Origin of the sequence: Leptotrichia sp. oral taxon 215 str. W9775, from assembly GCF_000469505.1 — a bacterium.
GTDB lineage: Bacteria > Fusobacteriota > Fusobacteriia > Fusobacteriales > Leptotrichiaceae > Leptotrichia_A.
On record NZ_KI272836.1, the window covers coordinates 21432 to 35546 of the forward strand.

Below are 14115 nucleotides of genomic sequence, written 5' to 3' on the forward strand. Positions count from 1 at the left end.
ACAGTTATTCATTAAGAAAAAGTCAAAAACTCGCCTAAAGGCTCAGACAGATGACTTTTCCTAAATTCATTTCCTATTTTGTATTGTAAAATTATAAATAACTCATAAATATAGTTTTTACATTATTTTTCACTTTTTTGAGACAACCTCTTCCCAATATTTCAATAATAGCGGTATTCCCGTTTATAATATTTACATTAATTTTTCTTAACAAATTCTGATTTTAACTTCATCGCTCCAAATCCATCAATTTTACAGTCAATATTGTGGATTCCGTCATCTATTAATCTTATATTTTTTACTTTTGTACCTCTTTTTAGATCATTTGATGCACCTTTTACTTTTAAATCCTTAATTATTGTCACACTGTCTCCATTTTGCAATATATTTCCATTTGCATCCTTTACAACATTTTCTTCATTTGCACTATTGTCTTCCAATGTCCACTCATAAAAACATTCCGGGCAGACTAACATACTTCCGTCTTCATATGTATATTCAGAACCACATTTTGGGCATTTTGGTAAACTCATTTATTACTTCCTTTCATTTTTTAAGATTTGTTGTTAATTATAACATTTTTTGACTTATTTTTCATCCCTGTTATTTGAAAGAAGATTTTTTACTTTATAGATGTTTTTATTTCCTTCAAAACTTCCCCAATATCTCCATCTAAACAGATACTTCTTTCCTCAAGTTCATTTGGGCAAAATGCTTCCTGGTAATTTATACATGCATAACTAGCTTTCTTATTTTCCATTACCATATACCAGAAGGGATACTTAATAATTACAGGTGTGTTTGCTCCAACTCCTAATTCTAAAAACAGTACATGCATATTTTTATGATTCTCAAGAAATTCTGAATATTTTTCGGCAGCTGTATACCATCCTTCATCTTCTACAAATGAACTGTCAGCCCGAAGATTAGTTGTCATATCTGAGCCATCATCAGGACATTTAGGAATTAATTCCGTCGGTATTCTCATAAGAATTTCTCTACTTGCAGGGATACTGAATACCCCATTTTCATCCTTCACAAATCCTTGTGCTTCCATCGCTTTCATTACCCATTCTTCATTATCATAGGTTTTCTGTATTTGTGGATTGACACTTTGAAATAAACCATAATCCCCCTGTGTGTAAAAAAGTCTCTTTTTATCAAATCCTGCCTTTTGAAATTGATGATCCACATTTGTTGTAATAACAAAATAATCCTTATCTTTTAAAAGTGAAAACAATTCATCATATACAGGTTTTGGAGCTTTCACATAACGGTTAAAATATATGTGCCTTGCCCACCAGGCCCAACGGATTTCGTCATCTGGAAATGGATAAAAACCACCTGAATATATATCTCTAATTCCATATTCCTTTATAAAGTCAAAAAAGTATTTTTCAAATCTTTCTCCACTATATGTAAATCCTGCTGAAGTTGATAGTCCTGCCCCTGCACCGATTACAACAGCATCTGCATTTTGAATTTCATTTTTTAGAAGTTCTATACGCTCTTCCCTTGAACCTTTTCCTGAAGATACGCTTCTACCTAACATTCCTAATGCCTTCAATCCCTTTTGAATTGTTTCTATATACCCATTTTTATTATAAGATTTCTTCATAATATTTTTTATCCTCCTCTTTAAAAACATTGAAAATTATTCTTTCCATAGCCTCCGGATGTTCCAAAGACCATTCCTTAACTGTTTTTACAGCTATTTCTGCCGCCCTTTTATTTGGAAAACGGAACACTCCAGTTGAAATGCAGCAAAATGCCACACTTTTCAATTTTTTTTCCAGACACATATTTAAAACATTTGTATAGCAATCTGCCAATTTCTGTTCTAATTCTGGTGTAAGTCTATTGCTTACTATCGGACCGACTACATGAATTACATTTTTTGCAGGAAGATTATAAGCAGCTGTAATCATAGGAATAGATGTTGGCTGTTCATAATCATTTCCATATTCAGCCCTTAATTCTTCCATTTTATGACTACATTCTTCCCTAAGCTGTACTCCTGCATAAGTATGAATCTGATTATCAATGCACATATGCATCGGTATAAAACATCCTAACATTTGAGAATTTGCCGCATTTACTATGGCATCCACTTCAAGCCTTGTAATATCTCCCTGCCATATAGAAATATTCCCTTTAGTTACAGGAATATCTGAAAGCCGCACAATGCCTTTTTCTTCAGTACAGACAGATAAATATTCATCTTGCACCTTCAATACTGAATCTGACATTTTCTTAGGCATACGGACATTCATCAAGGACCTTAAAATACAACGTTTTCCATTTATATCTTCTGGAATTTCTATATCTTTATATTCAACTGAATCAGCTTTAAGTTCTTCTAAAAGATAATCAAGCCTTTTTTCCTGTTCTTTATTCTTTTCCATAATTCTACCTTCTTTCTTCAATTCAATCCAAAACTAAATAATTAATATGATTTTATTTTATATTTTCAACAAGAAATTTTTTTATTTATAAATTCTCTGAATTTATTTGTTGTAACTTTTGTTATTACATCTAATAATCAATATTACCACACTTTTGATGTAATGTCAATTGTTACAATTGCTTTTTTTATTACTTTTATTGAAAATTCTTAATAAAAATAATAACAGCATTCTAAGAAAATTTATTCAAAGAAGACTGTTATATTAGGAGTAAAAATATATTGTATATCAATTTAAATAAATCATAAAATATAACTAGTATCAGACTATTATTAAATCATTCATTCCCTTTCTCCTTATTTAGATTACTCCCGTCTTTTCCAACAATATAAAAGTTTTAAGTGAAAATTCAAGTATATTGAATAAATTAGCCATTATCAATGTTGAATATGTATATTTATTTAATCTGTTATCATCTTTTACAAAATTTGCAATTATAAAAATCGGTATTTGTAAAATTACAATTCCATAAAATTGCATATTTCCATGATAAATCAATCCTAATAAATCAATAAAAACTAAAGAAAAAGCAACATAAGACAAGAACTTGTTATTCTTTCTTTTCATTATCACAAACAATAGAACAACCAAAATACATACTATTACGTGTAAGCCTTGGTTTTGTGAAAAAAAATCCTTACCCAAAACTTCTATGCACAAAAACAAATATACTATTCCAAAAACTAAATCACCCCATAAAAATTTCTTAATTTCTTTTTTCTGAAAAACTTTTATAAAACAAAAAAGTAATCTAAATAAGCTATAAAACATCAATAAAGTTAAAAATATAAGCATAATCAATTCTTCCAATTATTTCACGCTCCCAAATAAATCATTCAAAGCCTCACTCATTGTCGGATGGGTAAATATCATATCTTTTAAGTCAGTTTTTACTCCTGCCACTTCCAAATTAAGCCCTCCTCTATTAGGTTTTATTCCAATTGCCACAAGAATTGCGTCTGATTCGGTTTCGCTCTTGCTTGCTCCTTATGAAATTTGCACATATCCTTTTCTATTTTATACAACTGTAATTGCATAATTATATTTATTATAAAATTAATTTTTATATTGTAAGAATTCCATATTTTTTTAAAAACAAGATTTTTTGTGTTTACAAATTTTATTATTAATACTTCTTTTCTAAAATTCCACTAATTTCACTTCCAAGACCTTCCAGCGTATATTTTCTCATCTCATTTTCCATAGCCTTCTGTATTGTTTCCAGTTTATTATCAAGCAATTTATGAATATTTTTCCCCACAGGACATTCTGGATTTGGATTTTTATGAAAATTGAACAGTTCGTTATTTTCCAATGGTTCTATCGCCACATATACATCATAAAATGTTATTTCCTTTAGAGGTTTTGTCACTTCAATTCCTCCAGTTCCTCTTGCAACTTTTATCAATCCCGCACTTTTTAATTTTGTCAAAATTTTTCTTATAATAACAGGATTCGTATTTATACTTCCAGCAAGAAAATCACTTGTAATTCTGTACTCATCTCCAAATACCTCTACACATGCAAAAATATGTAGTGCTATCGTAAATCTGCTTGATATCTGCATAATTTCATTCTCCTTTTTTTATATTTTCTATTGGTTTTTCTATTTTTAAAACTTCAAAATTAACTCTAATATTCTATAAAACTTCTAACTTTTTAAGATGTAATAATGATAGTTATATCTTATAAAATTATAATATAACATCTTTGATGTGATGTCAATAGTTACATCAAAAATATTATAAATAAAAAACTTCTTTAATTAAGATTTTTTCTTAAATTTAAAGAAGGTTTTATAACTTTAGTATTTTAGTATTCATAATGATTTGCACAGGCAATAACTACTATACTTGTTTCTGTCAGTTTATATATAAACCTGTGCTTATCTGTAATTCTTCTGCTCCAGTATCCACTCAGTTCATGCTTTAAAGGCTCTGGCTTCCCTATCCCTTCATTGCCATTCCTTTTGATGTCTTTTATTATTTCATTTATTTTTTTGACCATTTTTTTATCCTGTTTCTGCCATTCTTCATATTGCCCCCATGCAATATCTGTCCATGTCAAATTCATTATTCCACCTCAATTATATCATGTATTTGTACATTCCCCGCTTCCGCTTCCGCTTTACTTTTTAACAGCTCATTATAATATTTCTTATTTGACATAATATAAAGATTTTCCATCAAATTGTTATATTCCTCTTCACTCATCAGTACCACGTTTTTGTCATTTTTTCTTGTTATAATGACTGTTTCATAATCATCAGTTGCCTTATCACAATATTTTTTTAAATTGTTTCTCACATTTGAATAATTTGTAGCTATCATACTAATCACCTCTATTTATTGTACAATATTTTTGACAAATTTTCAATTATAATTTCACTTTTTGCAATGAAAAATGACATAATTTTTTTCATAACAGGACAGCTCCATTTCTATTCCTCTTCAGGATAGGTCATTCCCCATTCCTTACGTAATTTTGTCATAATATCCATAACATCTATTGTATATTCCAGCTTCATTTTGTTAATTCCTGTTTTTACAGATTCCTCCATATTCTGAAGTTCATACTGAAGTGCATTTTCTGTCATTCCTGCTGTAATTTCTTCAATTTCACCAGTTTCGGTATAAACTATTTTAGCCTTATCAGCCCTTGGATATTCGGTAATTTCTATATACGCCTTCTCACATGCGATTACAACTCTTTTCGGCTGTTTTGAATGAAGTGTAAGCGCTATTGTTGACATCTGCTGTTCCTTGTTCATCATAATTATACTTGCCTGTTCATCTACTCCTGTTGGTGCATACTTAACCTGTGAAAGCACATTATCAGGTTTTGAAGTCATAAACAGTCTTGTAATGGAAATAGCATAAACTCCTATATCAAGCAATGCCCCTCCTGCCAGATTTCTGTTGAAAAATCTGTTATTCATATCATATTCCTTGTAACTTCCAAAATTAACCTGTATCATTCTTACATCACCCAGTTTACCTGAGTTTACAATTTCTGAAAGTTCAGTATAAAGGGGCATATTGAAAATTGTCATTGCTTCTCCGAGAATAAGATTTTTTTCCTTTGCAATTTTTACTGCTTCTTCAAGTTCTTCGCTATTTAGTGTAATTGATTTTTCACATAATACGTGTTTCCCATTTTTAAGTGCTTCTATCATAAATTTTATATGTGTATTATGAGGAGTTGTAATGTAAATTATATCAGTTTCTTCATCTGTAAACATATCTTCTATTTTATCATAAACTTTTTCAACACCATATTTTTTGGCGAATTCCACAGCCTTACTATGTGTCCTGTTTGCTACTGCATAAAGTTTCTTCCCCATTTTTTCAAGTGCCTGTGCCATTTCATTTGCAATTACGCCTGTTCCCAGAACAGCCCATTTTAATTCTTTTTCTATTTTTTCTTCCACATTTCTACTCTCCTTCCAACAAATTGCATCATATTAATTTCTATTTAATAAATTATATTACCATTTAATAATTAAGTCAAGGAAAGAGTACTAGTAAATCTAGTAAATAAGACCTTTGAATTTTTTATGATTCTTTGTTCATAACATAAATATTTTAAATAAAAATATCAGTTATCACTTTTTTAATTTCAATGCGATAACTGAAGTTTTCACTCATTTAAGCAGAATAAAATTCACAAATATTTCTATTTTTAGAAGTATCGTATAAAGAAAATTTCACTTTATTTTTTTTACCAATTTTATAATTAAATCTGTAACTTGAAAACTTTTGTGATTTTTTATTTAAATTAGTAAAATAGAAATATTGTTCTTTTTCATTTATCGCAAGACTAAATTCTCCAAGTTCAACTTCATCAGGTCCGTTTTTTGTAATATTATTAAATGAATTAAATGTGGCACTGTATTTATCCGGAGCACTTTTTGAAATAAAAAGATTAATTAACTGTGCATCATTAAGATTATGGCAAACCCATCTTATACCGGATAACTTGTCCAAAACAGTATTAGAAAATCCCAAAATAGAAAATAAAAGAAAGAACATAAAAATAAATTTTTTCATTATATCATCTCCTAAAATAATTTTGCTTAATTTTATAATATTTAATAAAAAAAATCAAGTTTTTTAATTTAATTCATCTATAATAAAAGTTGTAAAATAAAGTGTCACTATATGGAAAAAAAATAATTTTCAGTTTATCTTTTCAACTGATATTTTACTGAACGCCCTTTTCCTACCTGCTCAACAATACTTTTCTCAATTAAACCATTTATCGATCTTATAACTTTTGATTTACTATATTCACTTAATTCTTCGATTTCTTTTCTACTTAATTTTTCATGCTTTTTAAGAATTTCAAAAACTTTTACTTCACCGTTAACTAAATTACTTGGAACTGTTTCAATTATTGGTAAAGTTATTCTTATGCTATTTTCATATATCTCAAAAGACGGTTTTACAAAATTTTCCCTGTATTCATATTTTATTCTTTTTATTCCTGTTCCAAATTTTTCAATTATTCCTAGTCTATAAAAAATATTTGCTATTATGGGATTTCTTAAAACTGAAACATATCCTCTCATATATTCATCTTCAGACATTCCTGAAGGTAAACTTCCTGGTGATATAATTTCAATTTTATCATTTGACATTACTATTTTTATATTCGCATTTATATCCCACAATCTATGAACTATTGCATTTGCAACAGATTCCCTGAAAGCTTCTTTTGAAATTTTTTCTTTTGTTACACGCTCAGCTCCCACTATTTCTTCATATTCATAATATCTTTCAAATGTACTGATTGCGTCAGAATATTGTTCAAGTATGGATTTTCTTTCAATATTTTCCCTAAATAATATTTTATTTATATTTTCACCTAAAACTACTATATCAATTCCAGAAAATTTTCTATTATTATTGTCTGCAAAAAGTTCAGCAGCTATATTAAATTTTTTATTTTCATATAAATTCAATGTTTTTAATATATCCAGGTTCAGTTCTTTTATTCCTACTATTTCTTTTAATTTTTTTTCTAAAAACTTAAATTCTAATTTTTCGTTTTCTATTTTAATTGCTTCATAATCTAGATTACTTCCCTGTAATATCATCCTGTTCAATTCAACTATGTCTACTTCAACTGTTGATGTATCATTTCTTTTATAGGCTTTACCATTGTAATAATATGGCGGAAAATCCCCTTTTTTCACATTTAAGACAATACAACTTTTTCCTTCTATTTTTTCAATATCTAATGTATATTCCGGCTTAGGTTTTATACTGTCGTTAATGGTGTTTTCTATATTAAGTTTATTTTCTGTCACTTTTTCCAGCCCTATAATTTCTCCATTATCGTTTATCCCAAAAATTATTTTTCCATCTTTATAATTAGAATAAGCAGAAACTGTTTTCAAATAACTTTTACTTATTTTTTCCTTAAATTCTATTTCTTTGCTCTCTTTTCTCATATAAACCCTCCATTTATATAATCTACTTAAAACAATATTTTTACAAATTAATTATACTTCATTTTTATCACTTTTGCAACGAAAAACTTTTCGTTCCATTTTTCGTTTCATTTTGCAACGAAAAAAATACGCCAAATTTATGACGTATTTTAATATTTATTCTTTTTCTTTTCTATACTGCAATACTGTTTTCCCTATCCATCCTTTAAATGCACGATAAAACGATGAAAGTTCCGTATATCCAACCAGATAGGCTATTTCATCAATTAAAAGTTCCTTTTCTTCTTTTTGCCGCCTTATATTGTGCGGGAAGTACAATTCCAAGTAAAGTAATATAAACACTTATCATCATTGCAGGCGGATAAAATATACACGATATTATTAACCCAATTATTTTTATACTTATATTAACTTTTATCCATCTTATCATTGTTTTTAATGATTCCTGCGATTCTTTATCATGTTTATTTACCTTTTCTATCAGATACAACGAAATTATATTGCAGAATGTAACAGCCAGAACTATTACCCCATAAAATCCTTGCGCTACACTACTGTTATAATATAAAGTGACAAAAGAAGTTACATATGGAAAAAACGAGGAAAAGAAAAGTAGTACTACATTTACCCAGACAATTGATGGTGTAATATATTTTATTTTATGCCATTCATTATGCAGATTTACCCACATTGTTCCAAGCCAGAAAAATGAAAGCGTATATGCAAAAAAATCTACTCTCAGATTCCAAAGTGCTTTTAAAGTTGCTGTTTCAGGTTTTTTCAGTTCTAATATAAGAATTGTCATAATAATTGCAAGTACAGCATCCATAAAAGCTGCCAATCTTTCTTTATTCATAGTTAAACTCCATTCCATGATTTTATAATAATACAATTATATCATAAATCAGTAAGGAATTTAAATTTTTAGTTTTTCATATATAATCTCCTTCATTTTCTTATTTTTATTTCCTTATCTTTATATATAGTTATAATACTAAAATTTAAGATAAAAGTACAATACCGTTTAGAAAATGTGCTATAATTAAAATGCATACTAGAAATAAAAATTATATAAGGTGATTAATATGATAGAATTGGAACAACTAAAACAGCTTATTGCGTTTGCAACATATGGAACATTATCAAAAGCTGCTGAAGAATTGTATATTTCACAGCCTGCCCTTTCCCGTTCGATACAAAAGCTGGAAAAAACTTTGGGGGTTGAACTTTTTGACAGGAAAAAAAATAAGATGGAATTAAATGAAAATGGAAAAACTGTTATCCAGTACGCAGAAAAAATACTTAATCTTGTAGATCAAATGGAAGAAAAAGTTAATAAAAATAATCTGGTTCAAAATAATTTTTCAATTGGTTCATGTGCTCCGGCTCCATTGTGGGATATGATTTCATTATTTGGAAGATTTTATCCTGAAAAATATATTCTTCATAAAATAGAAAATAATCTTCAGTTATTTGAAAAACTTAAAAATGGCAGTTATCAGATGATCATACTTTCTGAACCTGTTGATAATTCTGAATTTTTCTGCATAAAATACAAAACTGAACAATTATTTTTATCAGTTCCTTTGCAGCATCCACTGGCTAAAAAGAAGGAAATACATTTTTCAGATATTACAGATGACAGAATGCTCTTATTCAATCCAATAGGAATATGGAAGGATGTAGTTTTAGAAAAAATGCCTAATATGAACTTTCTTATCCAAAGTGACAGGATTATTTATCAGGAATTAGCTAAAATGCAAAATTTACTACATTTCCGTTCAAATTTCACACTTGAACGTGAAGACAATTTCAAAAATAATATTTCAATTCCGATTATTGATAAAGAAGCAAAAATGACTTTCTACTGTGTCTGTAAGAAAAATATAAAAAATGAAATTGAGAAACTTTTTGATAGTTTTAGTAAAAATTCTTAAAAAATAAGAGGGAAGAAATCTCCCTCGTATTTTTATTATTTCCTTCCATTAAGCCATTTTACTATTTCTACATCATCATGGTTTAAAAATAAACTTTCCTTTTTATCAAGTTCAGATATTTTCTCCATATCCTCACTGTTCAATTTAAAATCAAATACATTAAAATTTTCTTCAATTCTTTCTTTTCTGACTGATTTTGGTATTACAACTACATCTCTTTGAATTAGCCATCTTAAAATTACCTGAGCCACAGATTTATTGTATTTTTTACCAATTTCAGACAAAATTTCATTTGTAAATATTCCATTTTTCCCTTCTGCAAAAGGTCCCCATGATTCTATTTGAACCCCATATTCCTTCATTATTTCATTTGCTTTAACCTGCTGATTGAAAGGATGTGTTTCCACCTGATTTACAGCTGGCACTACTTCATTATTCATAATAAAATCAACCAGTCTGTCAGGATAGAAGTTACTTACACCAATTGCTTTTATTTTCCCTTCCTTATACAGCTCTGTCATCGCTCTCCAAGCTCCATATACATCATTAAATGGCTGATGTATCAGATATAAATCAATATATTCCAAATCCAATTTTTTTAAAGAAGTTTCAAATGCCAATTTTGCCTTTTCATAATTTGCATCACTTACCCATCATTTTGTTGTAACAAAAATTTCTTCTCTAGGTATACCGCTTCTTTTTATAGCTCTTCCCACAGCTTCTTCATTTCTGTAGGACGCAGCTGTATCAATTAATCTATATCCTGCTTTTAACGCATTGTAAACCGCTTCCTCACATTCTTTCATATCATCAATTTGAAATACTCCGAATCCTAATATAGGCATTTTTACTCCATTGTTTAAAGTTACGTATTTCATAATATTTCCTCCTAATTTTTATATGTCATTTTTTAATTACAGTTACACTACCAATCTTCTTGAACATATTTTACAAAAAAATTTTTCTAAAGTACAATATCAATTTCGTAATCCACTATAACCAAAATGCATAGCTTTAGTTATTTTTTATTTCAATTAAATACTATTTATTACTTCCTGATGATAACCAACTGTAACAAATAGCCGCTAAAGCTCCACCAATAACAAAATTTGCAGTAAATATCAAAACATTTATATTTCTATTTTTCCCAGTAGGAATCTATAATTTTCAAAATAGGATCATTTATATCTTCATTTTGAACTATATAATCAATAAAAACTTGTTCAATTTCAGGATTATCTTTTATCTTGACTAAAAACTCATACATTAATACTTTCAATGCATTAGATATTTTATGCTTTAAAGAAGCTCTGGCATACTTAATTATAAATTCCTGAGCTTTTTTCTTATCTGAAAATTCTAAGTTATGTATAATTATCCGTACTTTTCTTTGACTTTCCCTGTCAAATTTTTTCAAATAATATTCCATTAAATCATCTGTTATTTCCATTTTTTCATAAACCAAGTCATTTACTATAGTTGCATATTTTATTAAATCAGGAAATTTCTTTACTGATTCGATATACTCCTCTTCCCATTCTCTTTTATTCACACAGCCTTCTTCTATATCTACACTTTTAGCAGGATTGTTTCTTTCAATTTTTGCCAATTTTCTATATTTATCAGAAATTTTATCTCCTTCAATTTCTCTTCCTAAAAATCTTAAATAATTCTTTTTATAATAATCTCTGTAGCTTTCTCCTTTTATAATCAATAAACATTTTAGAGGTTTCCCGAGCAAAGCAGATGCACATGCTTTATGATGACCATCAATTACAAAATTTATAAATTCACCAAAATTATATACAATTGCTCTTGGTTCATCATTGTCACTGTTTTTAAATTTTTCAATATAATAATCTACTCTTTCTTTATTATAACAATCTGTTGTCTGTGTCGGATAAAGATAGACAGGCTGACCAAATACATAATAATCATCGCCGTATTCATGTGAAAATACAAGTGCTGTTGCAGAATAATCTTTTAATTTGTTGGAAATATCCCAATAAAAGTTTTTTTCTCCATCTGTTGGATAACATTCTGCATCTGCAATCAGATAAAAACCTGTTTCAAAAAGTTTAAGCAAAGGTTCTATTGTTTTTATGGATTCCTCAAGTGAAATAAAGTTAGAATTAATTTCCTTCTGTATTTTTTTCAGTTCTTCGCAATCCGCATTTTCTATTCCATACCCACTTGCCAATACGGAACTGCAAGTCTGACAATATGGCGAATTAATCTGAACAAGAGGAATATCATTAAGTCTTATATTCGTTGAACACCCATATTCAGATCTATTATTAACAAGTTTCCCTGCACCATTAACATAGACTACTTTTGCTTCCTTAATATTAATCATTTCAGATACATCTACTTCTATATCAGTTAATTCAACAGATAATTTATTTTTATTTTCTACAAAACTCATAACTGATTTTAATAATCTACTCCACAATGTTTTTGACCCGTAAATCAATTTATTCTTATTTTTTATAATACTCATAACTATCCCTCTAATATCTAATTTTTCCCCCTTGTAAATATCATTCTTCCACAACATCCCCTATCTTTTTGCAATTGCTGTAAAAGTAAATTCATCAGGATGATAAGTTATTGTTTCATATTGAAAAAGATTTCCATTAGATAAATAGGCATGTGTATCTATAACAACAACTCTGTCGATATTTTCAAGATTTATATAATTCTTCTCTTCATCTGTACTTTTTCTGAATTTTATTTCTCTTTGGGAATAGGATATTTTTAATTTTAATTCCTTTTCCAAATATTCATATATAGATTTTTTTGCAATTTCTTCACTTAAAAAAGGTACTATTCTTCTATCAAAATACGAAGTTGCCAGCTGTACAACCTTGCCATTTAAGGAATATGTACGTACAACTTTATAAAAATCCGCTTCCTTTGAAACATGAAATTTCTCCATGAGTTCTTCCATTCCCTGAACTATATATAGACTTATCAGATTTGTTTTAACATCTATATTCTTAATTTTATTAAGTTCCTGAAAAGTCTGTATTGATGTCAGGGAAATATTTTTCAAATCCCCTTTCTCTAAAACAAACGACCTTTTCCCTTTTATTTTTTGAATATATCCTTCATTTTCAAGCATTGACAGGGCTTTTCTTACAGTAAGCACCGAACAGGAATAGTCATTGGCTAAATCAGCTTCTTTTTTCAAATAATTTCCTGGCTTAATTTCTTCATTTTTTATAAGTTCTTTTATACTTTGATAAACTTCTTTGTATTTATTCATATTTATACCTTTCATAAATAATTTTATATATTATACCTTAAAATATTAATAATAACAATTTATTTTTAATATATCTATCTTTTTATTTTTTTAATAGATATATATAGATGTTATTGACTTTTAAAAAAGATATGTTATAATATAGTACAAAATTTTTAATAGGAGATGATTTAAAATGGCTATAAAAAATAAGGTTGTTATAATTACAGGAGCTTCTTCAGGAATAGGAAAAGCTACCGCTCTGTTACTTGCCGAAAGTGGTGCAAAAGTTGTACTTGCCGCAAGAAATCAGGAAAAATTAGAGAAAGCGGTAAATGAAATAAAAGAAAGAAATGGAGAAGCTGTCTATAAAGTAACAGATGTATCAAAAAGAGAAGAGGTAAAATCATTAATTGATTTCACTATTTCAAAATACGGCAAAATTGATGTTATATTTAATAATGCAGGATTAATGCCTAATTCACCTTTATCTGAATTTAGGACAGATGAATGGGATGAAATGATTGATGTTAATTTAAAAGGTGTTGTAAATGGTATTGAGGCTGTACTTCCACATTTTATAGAACAGAAATCCGGTCATGTTATCAGTACTTCATCAGTCGCAGGATTAAATACATATTTGGGAGCAGGTATCTATTGCGCAACAAAACATGGTGTTAAAGCTTTAATGGAAGTTCTCAGAAAAGAAAGTGCCAACGAAAAAAGAAATATCCGTACAACTACTCTTTATCTTGGAGCATTTAAGACAGAACTTGCAGAACGTATTACAAATAAGGCAATTAAAGAAAGAATTGAATTCCTCTATGATACGATTGGAGCAGATCCGATAATTGTTGCGGAAGCTGTGAAATTTGCCATTGACTTGCCTGAAGAAGTAAGTATAAATGAAATGACACTTTATCCAACGGCACAATTATAATTTTCTACATATTAATAAAAAGGTATACTGCACCCAAAATCTTGAATACAAGATTAAAAGTGCAGTACATT

16 protein-coding genes and 1 pseudogene are annotated in these 14115 nt (G+C 28.4%); 2 read left to right on the forward strand and 15 right to left on the reverse strand.

The features are described from left to right. Window positions 1–197: 197 nt before the first annotated feature. The 12 genes from HMPREF1984_RS03090 to HMPREF1984_RS03140 all read right to left on the reverse strand — a co-directional run bounded on the left by HMPREF1984_RS03090 (window position 198) and on the right by HMPREF1984_RS03140 (window position 8776). On the reverse strand, window positions 198–533 hold the full coding sequence (locus tag HMPREF1984_RS03090; protein WP_021766434.1) for a zinc ribbon domain-containing protein YjdM: 336 nt from the start codon (window positions 531–533) through the stop codon (window positions 198–200). An 89-nt stretch (window positions 534–622) separates the two neighbouring features. Further along, on the reverse strand, window positions 623–1618 hold the full coding sequence (locus HMPREF1984_RS03095) for a hypothetical protein (RefSeq protein WP_232219677.1): 996 nt from the start codon (window positions 1616–1618) through the stop codon (window positions 623–625). After that, window positions 1602–2405, reverse strand: a complete 804-nt coding sequence (locus HMPREF1984_RS03100; protein WP_021766436.1) for a protein-ADP-ribose hydrolase — start codon at window positions 2403–2405, stop codon at window positions 1602–1604. Before HMPREF1984_RS03100 ends, HMPREF1984_RS03095 begins: the two co-directional genes overlap by 17 nt. A 472-nt stretch (window positions 2406–2877) precedes the next feature. After that, the gene (locus HMPREF1984_RS11755) at window positions 2878–2970 is read right to left on the reverse strand and encodes a pentapeptide repeat-containing protein (protein WP_156894236.1); all 93 of its coding nucleotides are present in this window, start codon (window positions 2968–2970) and stop codon (window positions 2878–2880) included. Between the two features lie 621 nt (window positions 2971–3591). After that, a complete protein-coding gene (locus HMPREF1984_RS03110; protein WP_021766439.1) occupies window positions 3592–4032 on the reverse strand; it encodes an Rrf2 family transcriptional regulator in 441 nt (146 codons plus the stop codon). A gap of 245 nt (window positions 4033–4277) precedes the next feature. Continuing rightward, window positions 4278–4538, reverse strand: a complete 261-nt coding sequence (locus HMPREF1984_RS03115; RefSeq protein WP_021766440.1) for a Txe/YoeB family addiction module toxin — start codon at window positions 4536–4538, stop codon at window positions 4278–4280. Beyond that, a complete protein-coding gene (locus HMPREF1984_RS03120) occupies window positions 4538–4795 on the reverse strand; it encodes a type II toxin-antitoxin system Phd/YefM family antitoxin (protein ID WP_021766441.1) in 258 nt (85 codons plus the stop codon). The genes HMPREF1984_RS03115 and HMPREF1984_RS03120 overlap by 1 nt, the downstream gene beginning before the upstream one ends. Window positions 4796–4905: 110 nt before the next feature. Continuing rightward, the gene (locus HMPREF1984_RS03125) at window positions 4906–5895 is read right to left on the reverse strand and encodes a Gfo/Idh/MocA family protein (RefSeq protein ID WP_021766442.1); all 990 of its coding nucleotides are present in this window, start codon (window positions 5893–5895) and stop codon (window positions 4906–4908) included. Between the two features lie 217 nt (window positions 5896–6112). After that, complete coding sequence (locus tag HMPREF1984_RS03130; protein WP_021766443.1) at window positions 6113–6514, reverse strand: hypothetical protein; 402 nt, start codon at window positions 6512–6514, stop codon at window positions 6113–6115. Between the two features lie 134 nt (window positions 6515–6648). Beyond that, the gene (locus HMPREF1984_RS03135) at window positions 6649–7920 is read right to left on the reverse strand and encodes an RNA-binding domain-containing protein (protein ID WP_021766444.1); all 1272 of its coding nucleotides are present in this window, start codon (window positions 7918–7920) and stop codon (window positions 6649–6651) included. A 156-nt stretch (window positions 7921–8076) separates the two neighbouring features. Next, window positions 8077–8262 carry a helix-turn-helix domain-containing protein gene (locus HMPREF1984_RS11120; protein ID WP_156894235.1) on the reverse strand — a complete coding sequence of 62 codons (186 nt, stop codon included), beginning with the start codon at window positions 8260–8262 and terminating at the stop codon, window positions 8077–8079. Beyond that, window positions 8183–8776 (reverse strand): TMEM175 family protein, encoded by a 594-nt coding sequence (locus HMPREF1984_RS03140; RefSeq protein ID WP_036099590.1) that lies wholly within the window; start codon window positions 8774–8776, stop codon window positions 8183–8185. Before HMPREF1984_RS03140 ends, HMPREF1984_RS11120 begins: the two co-directional genes overlap by 80 nt. Before the next feature lie 229 nt (window positions 8777–9005). Here HMPREF1984_RS03140 and HMPREF1984_RS03145 point away from each other — a divergent pair, with 229 nt between their 5' ends. Next, entirely contained in the window at window positions 9006–9857 is an 852-nt protein-coding gene (locus HMPREF1984_RS03145) for a LysR family transcriptional regulator (protein ID WP_021766446.1), read from the forward strand. Between the two features lie 35 nt (window positions 9858–9892). Here the strand turns inward: HMPREF1984_RS03145 and HMPREF1984_RS03150 are convergent. The 3 genes and pseudogenes from HMPREF1984_RS03150 to HMPREF1984_RS03160 form a co-directional block, all read right to left on the reverse strand. Then, window positions 9893–10735: pseudogene (locus HMPREF1984_RS03150) on the reverse strand (aldo/keto reductase). Between the two features lie 260 nt (window positions 10736–10995). Next, a complete protein-coding gene (locus HMPREF1984_RS03155; protein WP_036099609.1) occupies window positions 10996–12282 on the reverse strand; it encodes a hypothetical protein in 1287 nt (428 codons plus the stop codon). Between the two features lie 135 nt (window positions 12283–12417). After that, entirely contained in the window at window positions 12418–13125 is a 708-nt protein-coding gene (locus HMPREF1984_RS03160; protein ID WP_036099591.1) for a GntR family transcriptional regulator, read from the reverse strand. Between the two features lie 175 nt (window positions 13126–13300). On the opposite strand from HMPREF1984_RS03160, the gene HMPREF1984_RS03165 reads away from it, so the two are divergent. Continuing rightward, on the forward strand, window positions 13301–14044 hold the full coding sequence (locus tag HMPREF1984_RS03165; protein ID WP_021766451.1) for an SDR family oxidoreductase: 744 nt from the start codon (window positions 13301–13303) through the stop codon (window positions 14042–14044). Window positions 14045–14115: the final 71 nt, after the last annotated feature.